The sequence below is a fragment of the Enterobacteriaceae bacterium ESL0689 genome (assembly GCA_029433525.1).
GTDB lineage: Bacteria > Pseudomonadota > Gammaproteobacteria > Enterobacterales > Enterobacteriaceae > JAQTIF01.
Genome location: JAQTIF010000002.1, coordinates 733103 through 748516, shown reverse-complemented (window position 1 = coordinate 748516; position 15414 = coordinate 733103). Strand labels below are relative to the sequence as shown.

Here is a 15414-nt window from a genome sequence, read left to right as displayed (position 1 = left end):
CAGAAATGTTTGTCGTTTTCTCATCCTGTGACGAAGAGATAAAATACACGCTGAAAGAGACATTGCCGGGTTTGTGCAATCGCGTTATAGTGACAACGTTTATTCTCAGGGCGGGGTGTAATTCCCCACCGGCGGTAAATCAATGAGATATCAATCGGCAATAATATTGCCGATATCGCGTTGAAAGCCCGCAAGCGCTTTTTGCGCCAGCAAAAAGGTCAGCAGATCCGGTGTGATCCCGGAGCCGACGGTAATAGTCCGGATGGGAGAGAGTAACAGCTCAGCCGGGTATTGATCCGCTCGCGTTAACTTCTGCCGCTTAACCGGCACTCCTAAGACTGCCCTGATTCTGGTAACCATAATTTTACTGAGGCTTTTTACCATGAATCAGTCGCTTTTTTCCACATTCGGTACTGCTTTTGAACGTGTACAACGTGCCTGCGATGCGCTGCGCGAAGGGCGTGGCGTGATAGTCCTTGATGATGAAAACCGCGAAAATGAAGGTGATATGGTTTTTGCGGCCGAAAATATGACCGTCGAACAGATGGCGCTGACCATTCGTCACGGCAGTGGCATTGTGTGTTTGTGCCTGACCGACCAGCGTCGTCAGCAGCTTGATCTGCCGATGATGGTCGAGCATAACACCAGCGCATATGGCACGGGATTTACGGTCACTATAGAAGCTGCAGCGGGTGTCACCACGGGTGTTTCAGCCTCTGATCGGGTGACCACAATACGTGCCGCGATTGCTGATGACGCCAGACCCAGCGATCTGAATCGCCCAGGTCATGTTTTCCCGTTACGTGCGCAGCCGGGCGGTGTGCTGGTGCGTGGCGGGCATACCGAAGCCACTATCGATCTGATGACACTGGCGGGACTGAAGCCAGCCGGGGTACTGTGCGAGCTGACGAACGATGATGGCTCTATGGCGCGGGCACCGCAATGTGTTGCATTTGCCCGTCAGCACAATATGCCGGTGGTAACCATTGCTGATCTGATTGCCTGGCGTCGTCAGCATGAACAGCAAGCCAGCTGATAAACGTCAATGCGCCCATATGATTAACCGTCCCCGGTGACAGGTGAACCATCACCGGGATCGGTGTTATTCGACAAAAATATGGGGATAGAAGCGCGAGAGATCCTGAGTAATCAATGCCCGATCTTCACGAATACCAATACCTGCCGGTTGATCGTCCACCAGCCAGCTACCGATTAGCGTATAACTATCACCAAACTGAGGTAACGGGTGGAATTGCTGCCGGATCATGCCCTCTTCACCATAGGGGCCTTCGACCGTTTCCACAACGTGACCTTTTTCGATGATCGAAACATTCGCCCCTTCACGGGAGAAAAGCGGCTTGACAACGTACTTATCCATATGAGGAGAGGTATCATCATAAAAATAGGCCGGCAGCAGATTCGGATGATGAGGAAACATTTCCCAGAGCAGGGGCAGCAGCGCCTTATTAGAAAGAATACACTTCCAGGCGGGTTCCAGCCAGCGAACACCAGCATCGTCCAGTTTGGTAGAAAATATATCGCGTAGCATATATTCCCACGGATAGAGCTTAAACAGATTGCTGATCACCTGATCCTGCAGATCGGTAAACTGACCTTTCTCGCCCAGGCCGATATCGTCTATATAGAGAAAATCTGTGCTGATCCCGGCTTCTGCCGCGCAATCCTGGAGATACTGAACCGTGCCGCGATCTTCTTCACTGTCACGACAACAGGCGACATGCAGTTGCGGGAAACCAAACTGCTCGCGTAATATCGTAAAACGGTCAATTAATTTTTCCTGCAGGCTGTTGAATTGATCGCTGCCTGGCGGTAATAAACCGGCATTGAGCTGATCTTCCAGCCAGATCCACTGAAAGAAAGCCGCTTCGTATAACGAGGTGGGCGTATCCGCATTGTTTTCCAGTAGTTTGGGCTCTCCTGTCCCATCCCAGGCAAGATCAAGGCGCGAATAGAGTGACGGTTGCCGGGTTTGCCAGGCATGGCGGACGAAATTCCAGCTATGCTCTGGAATACAAAATCGGGTCATCAGCGCATCGCTGGCAACGACTTTCTCCACCACCTGCAGGCACATCTGGTGAAGTTCAGCCGTGACCTCCTCCAGCTTTTCAACCTGTGGCAGGGTGAATTTATAATAGGCTTCTTCACTCCAGTAGGGTTCGCCATACAGAGTATGAAAGTTGAAGCCATATTCAGTTGCCTTTTCGCGCCAGTCCGGGCGTTCGGCAATAGTGATTCTTTCCATACTGATTTAGCCACCCGTAGAATGTCTTGATGATGATTTAGAACTCGCGGCGTGGCGCTGCATAGCCGCCTGTTGTGTTACGCTCTGACCAAAACCGCCACGGGTGATAGTACGGGTGGTTGTCGGTTTAGGCGCCATGGCGCTCTTGGGCACATTGATTGTCCGGCCTGGCTGCGCAGCGCCGTAGCTCCTCCCACTGGCATCCGTATACTGGCCATAGGCGGGACTCGTCGGGGTCTTTGAGGTGAACAACGGTTGTTGTGCACCAAAGCCACCGCCGGTCATCCGCGCCATCATATATCCTGCCATCAGTGGCATCCAGATACTGCCTCCGTGTCTCTGATATTCCTGACGACACTGGCCTTCACCAAATTCAGCAATGCAGTCTTCATGGGTGTCATATTTAGGTGCGGTACGGGCGGCTTCCTGTTCAGCGGCGTTGAATGCTGTCGTACATTCTGCGCGTTTATCCGGGTTAGCGGCCGAGCAGTCCTCTGCGTTTTGATACAGAGATACTGTTTCATCAGATTTTTCACATCCGGCGAGCGTGAAGGTCGCGGCTATGGCAAGGGCAACTGGGGTCAGATGGCGTGCTCCCCAATACTTGCGGAAAGCAGAATGGTTAATATTTTTTGTCCGTTTCATGCTCTTTTTTTCCATGTTCAGCAGGATACGATTCCGGCACATATTAATAAGTAGAGAATAGAGGATACAGGGTGAGAAATGAAGTAACGTATGATAAAACAACAGAATATTTTTTGACAACTGCGGTAGATAACCAAAAATATTGACCACGGCGATCCTCCTGGCGGTGACCGAAAGATGCCGCTGATGCGGCATCAATGGTATCAGTCAGTGGTTTTCTGGTGCGACAACATCCGGCGATGTAGAGACAGGTTGCCCCAGCGTCTTATTCATCGTCACCAGATCCTGCTCATTAAGTGTTCCGAGCGCGGATTTAATATTGAGCTGGTGAATCAGATAATTATAGCGCGCGCTGGAGAGCTGTTGTTTCGCGTCGTACAGCATGGTGGTGGCATTGAGCACATCAACAATAGTACGGGTTCCGACTGAATAGCCCGCTTCCATCGCGTCCAGCGAACTTTGCGCCGACACCACAGCCTGCTTATAAGCATTAATGCTACTGATGGAGGCATTGACATTGTTAAATGAGGAGTGAACCGTTTGCACGACTTTACGGTGCGTACTTTCCAGTTGCTCACTGGCGCTAACAAAGTTGAACTGAGCCTGTTTGACTTGTGAGTTGACCCGTCCGCCCTGATATAACGGTAACGAGAAACTCAGACCGACGGTATTTTGTCCCATATTATTATCAGAATATCGGCCATTGTTTGTCTGAGAACCGCTATAGCGGGTTCGGGTCACACCGGTTGACGCGCTGAGTCCCAGCACTGGCAGATGTCCATCCTGTGCCTGACGGATTTGCTCACGCGCCAGATCTTCACCCAGACGCGCCTGCAACAGGGACAGATTACGGCTTTCTGCTTCTTTCAGCAGGGTGTTCACCGCCTGCGGTTTACTGGTGGTAAAGGTCTGAATATTCAGTGACGCCAGCATCGGATAGCTATTACCGGTGATCTGACGTAACTCTTCCATCCTGTTATCAAGATTATTGCGCGCGGTGACTTCACTCGCCAGCACGGAATCATATTGTGAACGGGCATTTTGTACGTCAGTAATGGCCACGAGACCAACGTTAAAACGTTGTGTTGTCTGATCTAACTGGCGATAGATAGCCTGTTTTTGCGCCTCAACATAGGAAAGTGAATCAATCGCACTGAGGACATTAAAGTAAGCCGTCGCGGTATTGAGGATCAGCGTTTGCTGATCGGATTGATAGGCGACATCCTGGATACCGGCGGTTTTTTCCTGCAGTGTCAGAGCACGCCATTTCGATAAATCGAACAGGGTTTGTGTGAGCTGCAGTGAGCCCCCGGCTGCTCTGGAGTTGACGCCATTGGCATCACGATAACCATTGTTATAGTTATAATCAGCCCCCAGACCCAGCTGAGGCAACAACGGACTCCGTGATTCATTGATTTTTTCAAACGCAGCATCGCGGTCTGCAGCCGATTTACGCAGATCAGGATTGCTGACACGCGCTTGTTGATAAACCTGTATCAGGTCTTCTGCCTGGCTTAGCGTACTAAAACCAGTCAAACCCAAGCCGATAAGGATGGGGAAAAATTTCTTCATTTGCATTCCTTGTTGTGAAGCATAAAGGCAACCCAAATTGTCTATATTTGCGGATTGTAGCGATTCTTTCCAGGTAAAAGGTTAGCGTTACGTGCCATCTGGCGTTAGTTTACGTCAATCTAACATACAAACTGAAAAACGGTAGTCAAACCACTTATAAAATCCTGCTTTTGAATATACGAGGTAAAAATTATGCGTAATCTTAATCAGCCTGGCGTTACCTTTACGAAAGATGATGTAGAAATTATTGCACGCGAACCATTGTATCGTGGTTTTTTTTCACTGGATCGATACCGTTTTCGCCATCGTTTGTTTAATGGTGGCTGGAGCGGTGAAGTCAGGCGCGAAGTTTTTTACAGTGATAATGCGGCCGCTTTGCTCCCTTTTGACCCACGACGTGACGAAGTGGTCCTAATCGAACAGATTCGGATCGCCGCGTATGATGTCGCTGACACCCCCTGGCAACTGGAAATTATTGCCGGAAAAAAAGAAGCGGGCGAGACCCCTGAAGAGGTCGTGCGCCGTGAAGCGGAAGAGGAAGCTGGTATCAAAGTGGCGCGCGTCAAACCGGTTATCAGTTATCTTTCAAGCCCGGGTGGTCTTCATGAACGGTTATCTATCCTGGTGGGCGAAGTGGACGCAACAACCGCCAAAGGGGTTCACGGTCTCGCCGAAGAGCATGAAGATATCCGCGTTCATGTGGTGAGCCGGGCGTGTGCTTATCAGTGGCTCGAAGAGGGCAAAATTGACAATGCCGCCGCCGTCATCGCCTTGCAATGGCTACAATTGCACTATCATCAATTACAGGCTGAGTGGATGAAATGAAACGTTATACGCCTGATTTTCCGGCCATGATGCGCTTGTGTGAAACCAATTTTGCACAGTTGCACCGTTTATTACCCTCTACTGATACTATCGGTGCCAGGGCGACTTATCAGGTCAATCATGTACAATATCGCTTAACGCTTGTCGAATCGACCCGTTACACAAGCCTGGTGTCGATTGAGCAGGTCGTTCCGGTGATGAATGCGTGGGGTTTTCCGACCATGATGGTACGGCTTTATTACGACGCGAGAGTCGCGGAAGTGTGTTCAACCCGGCAGATTTCTCACTTTAAAGCAAAGTATGATTATCCTAATAAAAAGTTGCATCAGCGCGACGAAAAATATCAAATCAATCAGTTTCTGGCCGATTGGCTAAGGTATTGTTTAGCACATAGAGCGATGGCGATTCCGGTTTGTTAGCATCGTTAAACCTAAGGACACCATTTGGAAAGTCTGTTAAATCTGCCGCTGGCCGATGAGTCCAGCGTCAGGATATTACAAATTACTGATACTCATTTGTTTGCTGAAAAACATGAAACGCTATTAGGCATCAATACCTGGGATAGCTATCAGGCGGTGCTGGATGCCATCCGTGCTTCGCAACAAAAATACGATCTGATTGTCGCAACTGGCGATTTAGCGCAGGATCAATCCAGCGCCGCTTATCAACATTTTGCGACAGGAGTAGCCGATTTAACCGCACCTTGTGTCTGGCTACCGGGTAATCATGATTTTCAGCCTGCCATGCACAGCGCGCTGCAAGCCGCCGGTATCTCTGGCGCCAGGCAAGTTTTGCTGGGTCAGCACTGGCAAATCTTATTACTCGATAGCCAGCTTGTGGGTGTACCTCATGGTGAACTCAGCGAATTTCAGCTACAGTGGCTGGCAAGTAAGCTGGCAGAGACACCTGAGCGCTATACCTTATTGCTGTTACATCATCATCCCTTGCCCTCAGGCTGTCGCTGGCTTGATCAACACAGTTTGCGTAATGCCGGTGCGCTGGATCAGGTATTATCTGCTTTTCCTCGCGTGCAGCATCTGTTGTGTGGCCATATTCATCAGGCGATGGAAGCCAGCTGGCACGGGCGACAGGTGATGGCTACCCCATCGACTTGCGTACAATTTAAGCCCTATTGTGCCAGTTTTACCCTCGATACCCAGCCACCTGGCTGGCGCTGGTTAACGCTGCATCCTGACGGCACATTAACCACTGAAGTCTGTCGTCTTAATAGCACGCGGTTTTGCCCGGATATTGCTTCAGAAGGATACTGATGTCTACACTCCTCTATTTGCATGGTTTTAATAGCTCACCACGCTCAGTAAAAGCGACGGCGTTGAAAACATGGCTGGCACAGACCAGCCCTGAGATCACCATGATAGTACCGGAACTTCCGGTTTGCCCGGTCAGGGTGGCCGAGTTACTGGAAGCCATCGTGCTTGAGCAAGGCGGGGAACCCCTTGGCGTGGTAGGTTCGTCGTTGGGGGGCTATTACGCAACCTGGTTATCGCAGTGCTTTATGTTACCTGCGGTGGTGATTAATCCGGCAGTGCGCCCTTTTGAGTTACTCAGCCACTATCTTGGCGTTAATCAGAATCCATACACCGGGCAGCAATATGTGCTAGAGTCTCGCCATATTTACGATCTCAAAGTCATGCAGATAGATCCCCTTGAAGCGCCTGATTTAATCTGGCTACTCCAACAAACAGGCGATGAAGTCCTTGATTATCGCCAGGTGGTTGCTTACTACGCGGCCTGTCGGCAGACAGTGCAGGAGGGAGGAAATCATGCGTTTGTCAATTTTGCAGATCATTTCAGTCACATTATCCATTTTTTGGGTTTGCGTTAAGCAACCCGATACGATCAGTGAATAGATACACATCATGACACAATCTTCATATAACGCTGATGCCATCGAGGTTCTCACCGGGCTTGAGCCAGTTCGCCGTCGACCAGGCATGTATACCGATACCACACGCCCTAACCATCTTGCTCAGGAGGTGATTGATAATAGCGTTGATGAAGCTCTGGCGGGGTATGCAAAACGGATAGAAGTCACACTTTATGCCGATCAATCGCTGGAAGTCGTTGATGACGGGCGCGGAATGCCTGTGGATATCCACCCTGAAGAGGGGGTTCCGGCCGTGGAATTGATCCTCTGTCGGCTGCATGCCGGAGGAAAATTTTCCAGTAAGAATTATCAATTCTCCGGCGGGCTGCACGGGGTTGGGATCTCGGTGGTCAACGCCCTGTCGAAACGTGTTGAAGTGGGCGTCCGTCGTAGTGGTCAGATTTATACCATCGCCTTTGAAAATGGCGATAAAGTGGAAGATCTCCACGTCACCGGCACCTGTGGTAAACGAAATACTGGCACACAAGTCCGTTTCTGGCCCGATCACAGCTTTTTTGACAGCCCGCGTTTTTCTGTCTCGCGTCTGACCCATTTGTTAAAAGCCAAAGCCGTCCTCTGCCCCGGCGTCGAGATTATTTTTCGTGATCAGGTGAACAACAGTGAACAGCGCTGGTGCTACCAGGATGGCCTGAATGACTACCTGTGTGAAGCGGTGAATGGCCTGCCGTTACTGCCGGAAAAGCCCTTTGTCGGTAGTTTCAGCGGTGAAGTGGAAACCGTCGACTGGGCGTTACTGTGGCTGCCCGAGGGCGGAGAGCTGCTGACCGAGAGCTATGTAAACCTGATCCCGACGATGCAGGGAGGCACGCACGTCAATGGCCTGCGTCAGGGATTACTCGACGCCATGCGTGAATTTTGCGAATACCGCAATATTTTGCCGCGTGGTGTGAAGCTGTCGGCAGACGATATCTGGGAACGCTGCGCCTATGTTCTGTCAGTCAAAATGCAAGACCCACAATTTGCCGGACAGACAAAAGAGCGGCTTTCATCGCGCCAGTGCGCAGCATTTGTTTCCGGCGTGGTGAAAGATGCTTTCAGCTTGTGGCTAAATCAGAATGTACAGGCGGCAGAACTGCTGGCTGAGATGGTTATTTCCAGTGCTCAGCGGCGGATGCGAGCCGCCAAAAAGGTCGTGCGTAAAAAACTGACCAGCGGCCCGGCATTACCTGGCAAACTGGTGGACTGCACCGCTCAGGATTTACAGCGTACCGAACTTTTTCTGGTGGAAGGTGACTCCGCGGGCGGCTCCGCCAAGCAGGCGCGGGACCGTGAATACCAGGCCATCATGCCGCTGAAAGGGAAAATCCTCAATACCTGGGAGGTCTCTTCTGATGAAGTGCTGGCCTCGCAAGAGGTGCATGATATCTCGGTGGCCATCGGTATCGACCCGGACAGTGATGATTTGAGCCAGCTACGCTATGGCAAAATTTGTATTCTGGCCGATGCAGACTCCGATGGGCTGCATATCGCTACGCTGCTATGCGCTCTGTTTGTTAAGCATTTCCGCACACTGGTACGTCACGGCCATATCTACGTTGCGCTACCGCCGCTGTATCGTATTGACCTGGGGAAAGAGGTTTTCTATGCGCTGACCGAAGAGGAAAAAGCCGGGGTGCTGGAGCAACTGAAACGCAAAAAAGGTAAGCCTAATGTTCAGCGCTTTAAAGGTCTGGGGGAAATGAATCCTATGCAGTTGCGTGAAACAACCCTTGATCCCAATACCCGTCGCCTGGTGCAACTGGTTATCGATGAACAGGATGAGCAGCAAACCACGGCAATAATGGATATGTTATTAGCGCGTAAACGCTCGGAAGACAGACGCAACTGGTTGCAGGAAAAAGGCGACCTGGCCGATCTGGAAGCATAACTGACGGCCAGCAAAGCTGATCACGGGATTCTGTCTGTTTATCTTTCAGGCGGGCTCACTATCCCGTGATCCCTCACTGTCAGTGATAGTTGTCATCCCCTGTGAAAAATCAGTCTGAGGGCTATGGCGTGACAATCGAAACGCATTTCCCCTGAATGAAAATCGACTATATCCTGGCTAAGAGCCTATCCCATTCGGCTCTTAGTTGTAGGTGCATAATTTATTCCGGTAAATCGTACGCATCATAAGTACCATCCGCGCCAGGAAAAAATAAAGAATGTTTATCACCATATATAAATGTGATATCGCCAGACGCGCCAATATTAGAGGTCCCATAATAGGGTGATGGTTTGTATATTTCGTTTCCTTCTTTATCATAAAGAATAAAGAAATAATTTTTTGCTGCAAGATATTTATAGAGTGATACAGGAGAAATAATCCCTCCATAGAACACTCTTACTTTATAATTTTTATCGGGGCTATATTTCTCATATAACATATGGTATGTGCCAGGTATAATTGTTGCGAAAAAAAATCCATGCAACAAATAGCATAGCTATGGTTATTTTTTTGACAGTCCGTTTTTTCATAAAATTATCACCTTATCTTGGGGTCGTGGATCAAGCCATAACACATCAGAAAACACAATAAAGTCTCCACCTGAATTATGTTTAGACTGCCATCTCCTTCAATCAGAAGCTGAATTGTTAGCGGCTCATCGGGCGCTCGATTATCAGGGAAATAGTGCCCAAAATTTATCTCTGACGGCTCAATGCCAAATTTTTCTGCGAAACGCTCCAGCAGAGCGTAAGCATCTAATGGATCGATACGGAAATCATTATTCAAATCCGTTGCACGCATCAGCTTATAACGACGGAAGGTAAAAATATTTTTTCCATTATATTGCTCTATCAGCTGGAAAACTTCCTTTTCAATATCCTCATGCTTTATCCTCTTGTCATCTGTGTTATGGTACACATCTCATCATACACTGACGCTGCGACTATGTGCTGGTTTGTCTATCTGATACGTACTGCTGATAATCGTTTGTATACCGGAATTACGACGGATGTTGCGCGCCGTTTTTGCCAGCATCAAAATGGCAAAGGGGCAAAAGCTTTGCGCGGCAGAGGTGAGTTACAACTGGTATTCAGCCAGAAGGTAGGCAAACATTCACGGGCATTGCAACTGGAATATCGCATTAAGCGGCTGACAAAACGCCAGAAAGAGTGCCTCGTGACTGATGAAGGCGCTTTTGCATCCCTTCTGGCGAAGTTTACCGATAATTAAAAGGGGCGCTGTACTCTACCAGCCCTTGTACGCCATTCAGCGCATCGCCAGCCAGTGGGTAGATCTGCAATGGCGCCTCACGCTTTGGCTCGCGATAATGCAGATCAAAATCAGTCGCCAGCACAAAACCGAGATGCTGAAACAGTGCCGGATCACCCTGCGTGACTACCGCCGCATAGCCAAACTCATTCAAGGCATCCAGACCTTCATAAACTAACTGGCTGGCGATGCCCTGTTGCCGATACGGTTTATCGACTGCCAGCGGAGCCAGCGCTACCCATTGCCGTTCTTCACCGGCGACGCTAACCGGGGTAAACGCGACATAACCGATAATCTGCCCTTCATCATCGGTCGCCACCAGTCCGAGGGTGATCAGGCTATCCTGACGTAAGTGATGCACCCGCTTTGCCTGGCTGTCATCGGAAAAGGTACGCCGCAGTAACGCATCAATGCCTGGCGCATCAATACCAATTTCAACCCGAATCAGCATACTTCACCTGCTGACGTCGACGGTGATTTTTGCGTGCTATTCAGCCCAGCTTCGACAAAATCAGCCAGTTGTAGCAACATGATGCGGAGCACGGCGGGCATCTGATCCAGCTCAATTGCATCCAGCAGATTTTTCACATACAACCCCAGTTCGGTATCCCCTTCGATGATCAGCCGTCGCTGGAAGAACAGGGTATCCGGGTCCTGTTTACGGGCAATGACCATCAGGAGATCATTAACATCAGCGCTAAAACTGACATCGGCATTCGCCGCCGCACTCACCACCAGTTGTCCGTCGATGACCGAGGTGTACCACATCAGGCCAATATCACGCACATGAATGCTGAGCCAGCGATCCGTGAGAAAGTCCAGCTCGCCTTCCGCCAGCGCCTGGCGAAATTGCCAGCTTAATACCCGCTCCAGCACCTGCCGCTGGAGAGCAAAAGGGGTGAGCTTAACCGGCACACTCAATACAGAGGGGCCAAAACGAACCAGACGGGAACGTAATTTATCTAACACAAGTCTTATTCCATAATCATCATCGTTTTACTATTGTGACATAACATAAAAAGGATGCTGCGATGTCAATCAATAAAATCAGCGCAACAGATGCCGATTCTGGCGCTGGCCAATATACTTTTCACTGCCTCAAATCAAAACTTATCCGCCGAAGGTTAACTAAAATTCACCCCCTGGAGATCCGTTAGCGTTGCTGTCGGGCCGAATTTTTTCAGAGGAAATTATGGAACTACTCTGTCCAGCCGGTAACCTTCCGGCACTAAAAACCGCTATCGAAAATGGTGCCGATGCCGTCTATATCGGGCTGAAAGATGATACCAACGCCCGCCACTTTGCTGGTCTCAATTTCAGCGAAAAAAAACTGCAGGAAGCCGTCAGTTTTGTTCATCAGCATCGCCGTAAGCTGCATATTGCGATCAATACTTTCGCCCATCCGGACGGTTATGCCCGCTGGCAACGTGCGGTCGATATCGCCGCACAACTGGGTGCTGATGTGCTGATTCTGGCGGATATTGCGATGCTTGAGTATGCCACTGAACGCTATCCGCATATTGAGCGCCATGTCTCAGTTCAGGCATCGGCAACCCATGAACAGGCGATTCGTTTTTATCATCGCCATTTTGCCGTCAGCCGGGTGGTGCTGCCGCGCGTCCTCTCGATTCATCAGGTCAGACAACTGGCGCGCGTCACGCCGGTACCGCTGGAGGTCTTTGCATTTGGGAGTTTGTGCATTATGGCTGAAGGGCGATGCTACCTCTCTTCTTATCTGACCGGTGAATCACCCAATACGGTGGGGGCCTGTTCACCTGCGCGTTTCGTTCGCTGGCAGCAAACACCACAAGGGCTGGAGTCGCGGCTGAATAATGTCCTGATTGACCGCTATCAGGATGGTGAAAACGCCGGTTATCCGACGCTCTGCAAAGGGCGCTATCTGGTCGATGGCAAGCGTTATCACGCCCTGGAGGAGCCTGTCAGCCTGAATACGCTGGAATTATTGCCACAACTGATGGCCGCGCAGATCGCTTCAGTGAAAATCGAAGGCCGTCAGCGCAGCCCGGCCTATGTCAGTCAGGTGACAAAAGTCTGGCGTCAGGCGATCGATCGTTGTAAAGCCGATCCACAAAACTTTGTGCCATCTCTGGCCTGGGTGGAGACACTGGACGCGATGTCAGAAGGGACGCAAACCACTGCGGGGGCCTATCTCCGTCAATGGCAATGAGGTAGAGGATGAAATATTCATTAGGGCCGGTGCTTTTCTACTGGCCAAAAGAGAAGCTGGAGGACTTTTACCAGCAGGCCGCACACTCCAGCGCCGATACGATTTATCTGGGTGAAGCGGTATGCAGTAAACGTCGGACGACCCAATTTGGTGACTGGCTGGCGATGGCGAAAGCGCTGGCTGACAGCGGTAAACAAGTGGTGCTTTCTACGCTCGCGCTGGTGCAAGCGGAGTCAGAAGTCAGTGAGCTCAAACGCTACGTTGATAATGGCGAGTTTCTGATTGAAGCCAGTGACTTTGGGGTCGTCAATATGTGTGCCGAACGCCATCTACCGTTTATCGCCGGCCATGCCCTGAACTGCTATAACGCCGTCACCCTGCGCTTGTTACGCAAACAAGGCATGATCCGCTGGTGCATGCCGGTTGAGCTTTCACGCGACTGGCTGATCAATCTGCTTAATCAGTGTGAAGAACTCGGGATCCGTCATCAGTTTGAAGTCGAAGTATTAAGCTACGGCCATCTGCCCCTCGCCTATTCGGCGCGTTGCTTTACCGCACGATCGGAGAATCTGCCGAAAGATCACTGTCAGACCTGTTGTGTGAATTACCCTAACGGGCGTCATGTTTTTTCGCAGGAAAATCAGCAGGTTTTTGTGCTCAATGGGATTCAAACCATGAGTGGTTATGTTTACAACCTCGGCAATGAACTGCCCTCGATGCAGGGGCTGGTCGATATGGTACGTTTGTCACCGCTGGGAGATGAGACATTCGTGATGCTTGATGCTTTTCGCGCCAATGAAAATGGCCAGGCGCCTTTGCCACTGGCAGCCCGTCACGATTGTAATGGCTACTGGAAACAACTGGCCGGACTGGAATTGCTGAGTTGATCACAACCATGACCGTTGTCAGCCAATAAAAAAAGCAGCCCCGCCGGGGCTACTTTAACATGATAAATGTAGTCAGTTAGGCATCATCGTTAAAACGACGACGGCCTGTCGATTCATCACGGCGTGGCGTGCGGCGTTCGCTATTGTTGAAGCGACGTCCTTCACTACGGCGCTCACCGGCAAAGCTACGCCCTCCTTCACGACGCTCACCAGAAAAACCACGACCATTACCACGACGTTCAGAACGTGGCTGTGCGGCACCCAGCAACTGCATATTCATCGGCTTATTCAGAATACGAGTGCGGGTAAAGTGTTGCAGCACTTCATTCGGCATACCTTTTGGCAGCTCAATGGTCGAGTGCGATGCGAACATTTTGATATTACCGATGTAACGGCTACTGATATCGCCTTCATTGGCGATAGCGCCAACAATATGACGGACTTCAACACCATCATCACGACCGACTTCAATACGGTAGAGATCCATTTCACCCACATCACGACGCTCACGACGAGGACGATCTTCACGATCACCACGACGTTCGGAACGATCATCACGATCGCGAAATTCACGACGTGCACGCGCAGGCGCGTCAGGTGGGACGATGAGCGGACGTTCACCTTGTGCCATTTTTAACAGCGCGGCAGCCAGGGTGTCACTATCCAGCGCTTCCCCGTCGGTGGCTGGCTGAATTTTTGTCAGCAACGCACGGTATTGATCGAGATCGCTGCTTTCCAGTTGTTGCTGTACTTTTGCAGCAAATTTTTCCAGCCGACGCTGACCCAGTAACTCCGCATTTGGTAGATCCACTTCCGGGATCGTCAGCTTCATCGTGCGCTCAATGTTGCGCAGCAGACGACGTTCGCGATTCTCAACGAATAACAGCGCACGTCCTGCACGTCCGGCGCGTCCGGTACGACCGATACGGTGAACGTAAGATTCCGAATCCATCGGGATATCATAGTTCACGACCAGACTGATACGTTCGACATCCAGACCACGCGCAGCAACGTCCGTGGCAATCAGAATATCCAGGCGACCATTTTTCAGCCGTTCAAGGGTCTGCTCACGCAGCACCTGATTCATATCGCCATTCAGCGCGGCGCTATTATAACCGCTACGTTCAAGCGCCTCCGCCACTTCGAGGGTCGCATTTTTAGTGCGGACAAAAATAATCGCCGCATCAAAATCTTCTGCTTCGAGAAAACGCACCAGCGCTTCATTTTTCCGCATACCGTACACAGTCCAATAGCTCTGGCTGATATCCGGGCGTGTGGTGACACTCGATTTGATGCGGACTTCCTGCGGGTCCTGCATAAAGCGACGGGTAATACGGCGAATCGCTTCTGGCATGGTGGCGGAAAACAGCGCTGTCTGATGTCCTTTCGGGATCTCAGCCATAATGGTTTCGACATCTTCGATAAAGCCCATCCGCAACATTTCATCGGCTTCATCCAGTACCAGGCCGCTCAGCCGGGAGAGATCGAGAGTACCGCGTTTCAGATGGTCAAGCAGACGCCCAGGCGTACCGACCACAATCTGCGGCCCCTGGCGCAATGCGCGTAACTGCACGTCATAACGCTGACCACCATACAGCGCGACCACGTTGACACCGCGCATATGTTTAGAAAAATCAGCCATCGCATCAGCAACCTGCACCGCCAGCTCACGGGTTGGCGCCAGCACCAGAATTTGTGGTGCCTTAAGTTCAGGGTCGAGATTGTTTAACAGAGGTAAAGAAAATGCAGCCGTTTTACCGCTTCCTGTCTGAGCCATGCCCAGAACATCACGTCCTGCCAGCAGGTGTGGAATACACTCCGCCTGAATAGGCGAGGGTTTTTCATAACCTAAATCATTCAGTGCTTCTAGGAGAGGAGCCTTCAGGCCCAAATCTGTAAAATTAGTTTCTAAATCAGTCATGTAGTACG

16 protein-coding genes, 2 pseudogenes and 1 riboswitch are annotated in these 15414 nt (G+C 50.6%); of the genes and pseudogenes, 9 read left to right on the top strand and 9 right to left on the bottom strand.

Annotated features, from left to right (window positions below; all coding sequences use genetic code 11):
• Positions 1-97: 97 nt before the first annotated feature.
• A riboswitch (FMN riboswitch) is annotated at positions 98-278 on the top strand.
• 104 nt (positions 279-382) lie between these two features.
• The gene (ribB, locus tag PT300_15305; protein MDF7681869.1) at positions 383-1036 is read left to right on the top strand and encodes a 3,4-dihydroxy-2-butanone-4-phosphate synthase; all 654 of its coding nucleotides are present in this window, start codon (positions 383-385) and stop codon (positions 1034-1036) included.
• 66 nt (positions 1037-1102) lie between these two features.
• Here the strand turns inward: ribB and PT300_15300 are convergent, their stop codons facing one another.
• The 3 genes and pseudogenes from PT300_15300 to tolC form a co-directional block, all read right to left on the bottom strand.
• Positions 1103-2263, bottom strand: a complete 1161-nt coding sequence (locus tag PT300_15300) for a glutathionylspermidine synthase family protein (protein MDF7681868.1) — start codon at positions 2261-2263, stop codon at positions 1103-1105.
• A 6-nt stretch (positions 2264-2269) separates the two neighbouring features.
• Complete coding sequence (locus PT300_15295) at positions 2270-2908, bottom strand: DUF1190 family protein (protein ID MDF7681867.1); 639 nt, start codon at positions 2906-2908, stop codon at positions 2270-2272.
• 213 nt (positions 2909-3121) lie between these two features.
• Positions 3122-4480 (bottom strand): annotated as a pseudogene (tolC, locus tag PT300_15290) (outer membrane channel protein TolC).
• 192 nt (positions 4481-4672) lie between these two features.
• Here tolC and nudF point away from each other — a divergent pair.
• From nudF to parE, 5 genes are read left to right on the top strand one after another with little or no spacing between them, the layout of a single operon-like run.
• Complete coding sequence (gene nudF / locus PT300_15285) at positions 4673-5305, top strand: ADP-ribose diphosphatase (GenBank protein MDF7681866.1); 633 nt, start codon at positions 4673-4675, stop codon at positions 5303-5305.
• On the top strand, positions 5302-5724 hold the full coding sequence (locus PT300_15280) for a DUF1249 family protein (protein MDF7681865.1): 423 nt from the start codon (positions 5302-5304) through the stop codon (positions 5722-5724). The genes nudF and PT300_15280 overlap by 4 nt, the downstream gene beginning before the upstream one ends.
• Before the next feature lie 24 nt (positions 5725-5748).
• Complete coding sequence (gene cpdA, locus PT300_15275) at positions 5749-6576, top strand: 3',5'-cyclic-AMP phosphodiesterase (GenBank protein MDF7681864.1); 828 nt, start codon at positions 5749-5751, stop codon at positions 6574-6576.
• Positions 6576-7151, top strand: a complete 576-nt coding sequence (gene yqiA, locus PT300_15270) for an esterase YqiA (GenBank protein ID MDF7681863.1) — start codon at positions 6576-6578, stop codon at positions 7149-7151. The genes cpdA and yqiA overlap by 1 nt, the downstream gene beginning before the upstream one ends.
• Positions 7152-7185: 34 nt before the next feature.
• Complete coding sequence (gene parE / locus PT300_15265) at positions 7186-9081, top strand: DNA topoisomerase IV subunit B (GenBank protein ID MDF7681862.1); 1896 nt, start codon at positions 7186-7188, stop codon at positions 9079-9081.
• 220 nt (positions 9082-9301) lie between these two features.
• On the opposite strand, the gene PT300_15260 is transcribed toward parE, so the two are convergent.
• From PT300_15260 to PT300_15250, 3 genes and pseudogenes are all read right to left on the bottom strand, one after another.
• Entirely contained in the window at positions 9302-9580 is a 279-nt protein-coding gene (locus PT300_15260) for a DUF6201 family protein (protein MDF7681861.1), read from the bottom strand.
• An 87-nt stretch (positions 9581-9667) separates the two neighbouring features.
• Positions 9668-9727, bottom strand: coding sequence for a hypothetical protein (locus PT300_15255; protein ID MDF7681860.1), 60 nt, complete (start codon positions 9725-9727; stop codon positions 9668-9670).
• A 41-nt stretch (positions 9728-9768) separates the two neighbouring features.
• Positions 9769-10032 (bottom strand): annotated as a pseudogene (locus PT300_15250) (DUF1493 family protein).
• 54 nt (positions 10033-10086) lie between these two features.
• On the opposite strand from PT300_15250, the gene PT300_15245 reads away from it, so the two are divergent.
• Positions 10087-10371, top strand: coding sequence for a GIY-YIG nuclease family protein (locus PT300_15245; protein MDF7681859.1), 285 nt, complete (start codon positions 10087-10089; stop codon positions 10369-10371).
• Here the strand turns inward: PT300_15245 and PT300_15240 are convergent.
• Positions 10358-10861, bottom strand: coding sequence for an N-acetyltransferase (locus PT300_15240; protein ID MDF7681858.1), 504 nt, complete (start codon positions 10859-10861; stop codon positions 10358-10360). The genes PT300_15245 and PT300_15240 overlap by 14 nt on opposite strands.
• Positions 10855-11379, bottom strand: a complete 525-nt coding sequence (locus PT300_15235) for an SCP2 domain-containing protein (GenBank protein MDF7681857.1) — start codon at positions 11377-11379, stop codon at positions 10855-10857. Before PT300_15235 ends, PT300_15240 begins: the two co-directional genes overlap by 7 nt.
• Positions 11380-11602: 223 nt before the next feature.
• On the opposite strand from PT300_15235, the gene PT300_15230 reads away from it, so the two are divergent.
• Complete coding sequence (locus PT300_15230; protein MDF7681856.1) at positions 11603-12598, top strand: U32 family peptidase; 996 nt, start codon at positions 11603-11605, stop codon at positions 12596-12598.
• Between the two features lie 8 nt (positions 12599-12606).
• The gene (locus tag PT300_15225; protein ID MDF7681855.1) at positions 12607-13485 is read left to right on the top strand and encodes a U32 family peptidase; all 879 of its coding nucleotides are present in this window, start codon (positions 12607-12609) and stop codon (positions 13483-13485) included.
• Positions 13486-13561: 76 nt separating this feature from the next.
• Here PT300_15225 and PT300_15220 read toward each other — a convergent pair whose 3' ends face one another.
• On the bottom strand, positions 13562-15406 hold the full coding sequence (locus tag PT300_15220; protein ID MDF7681854.1) for a DEAD/DEAH family ATP-dependent RNA helicase: 1845 nt from the start codon (positions 15404-15406) through the stop codon (positions 13562-13564).
• Positions 15407-15414 lie beyond the last annotated feature (8 nt).

Bases quoted from the DNA above. Each gene is read 5' to 3' on its own strand.
- PT300_15240 (MDF7681858.1), bottom strand. From the start codon at position 10,861: ATGCTGATTCGGGTTGAAATTGGTATTGATGCGCCAGGCATTGATGCG.
- PT300_15230 (MDF7681856.1), top strand. From the start codon at position 11,603: ATGGAACTACTCTGTCCAGCCGGTAACCTTCCGGCACTAAAAACCGCT.
- PT300_15225 (MDF7681855.1), top strand. From the start codon at position 12,607: ATGAAATATTCATTAGGGCCGGTGCTTTTCTACTGGCCAAAAGAGAAG.
- PT300_15245 (MDF7681859.1), top strand. From the start codon at position 10,087: ATGTGCTGGTTTGTCTATCTGATACGTACTGCTGATAATCGTTTGTAT.
- PT300_15220 (MDF7681854.1), bottom strand. From the start codon at position 15,406: ATGACTGATTTAGAAACTAATTTTACAGATTTGGGCCTGAAGGCTCCT.
- nudF (MDF7681866.1), top strand. From the start codon at position 4,673: ATGCGTAATCTTAATCAGCCTGGCGTTACCTTTACGAAAGATGATGTA.
- PT300_15280 (MDF7681865.1), top strand. From the start codon at position 5,302: ATGAAACGTTATACGCCTGATTTTCCGGCCATGATGCGCTTGTGTGAA.
- yqiA (MDF7681863.1), top strand. From the start codon at position 6,576: ATGTCTACACTCCTCTATTTGCATGGTTTTAATAGCTCACCACGCTCA.
- PT300_15300 (MDF7681868.1), bottom strand. From the start codon at position 2,263: ATGGAAAGAATCACTATTGCCGAACGCCCGGACTGGCGCGAAAAGGCA.
- parE (MDF7681862.1), top strand. From the start codon at position 7,186: ATGACACAATCTTCATATAACGCTGATGCCATCGAGGTTCTCACCGGG.
- ribB (MDF7681869.1), top strand. From the start codon at position 383: ATGAATCAGTCGCTTTTTTCCACATTCGGTACTGCTTTTGAACGTGTA.
- PT300_15260 (MDF7681861.1), bottom strand. From the start codon at position 9,580: ATGTTATATGAGAAATATAGCCCCGATAAAAATTATAAAGTAAGAGTG.
- PT300_15295 (MDF7681867.1), bottom strand. From the start codon at position 2,908: ATGAAACGGACAAAAAATATTAACCATTCTGCTTTCCGCAAGTATTGG.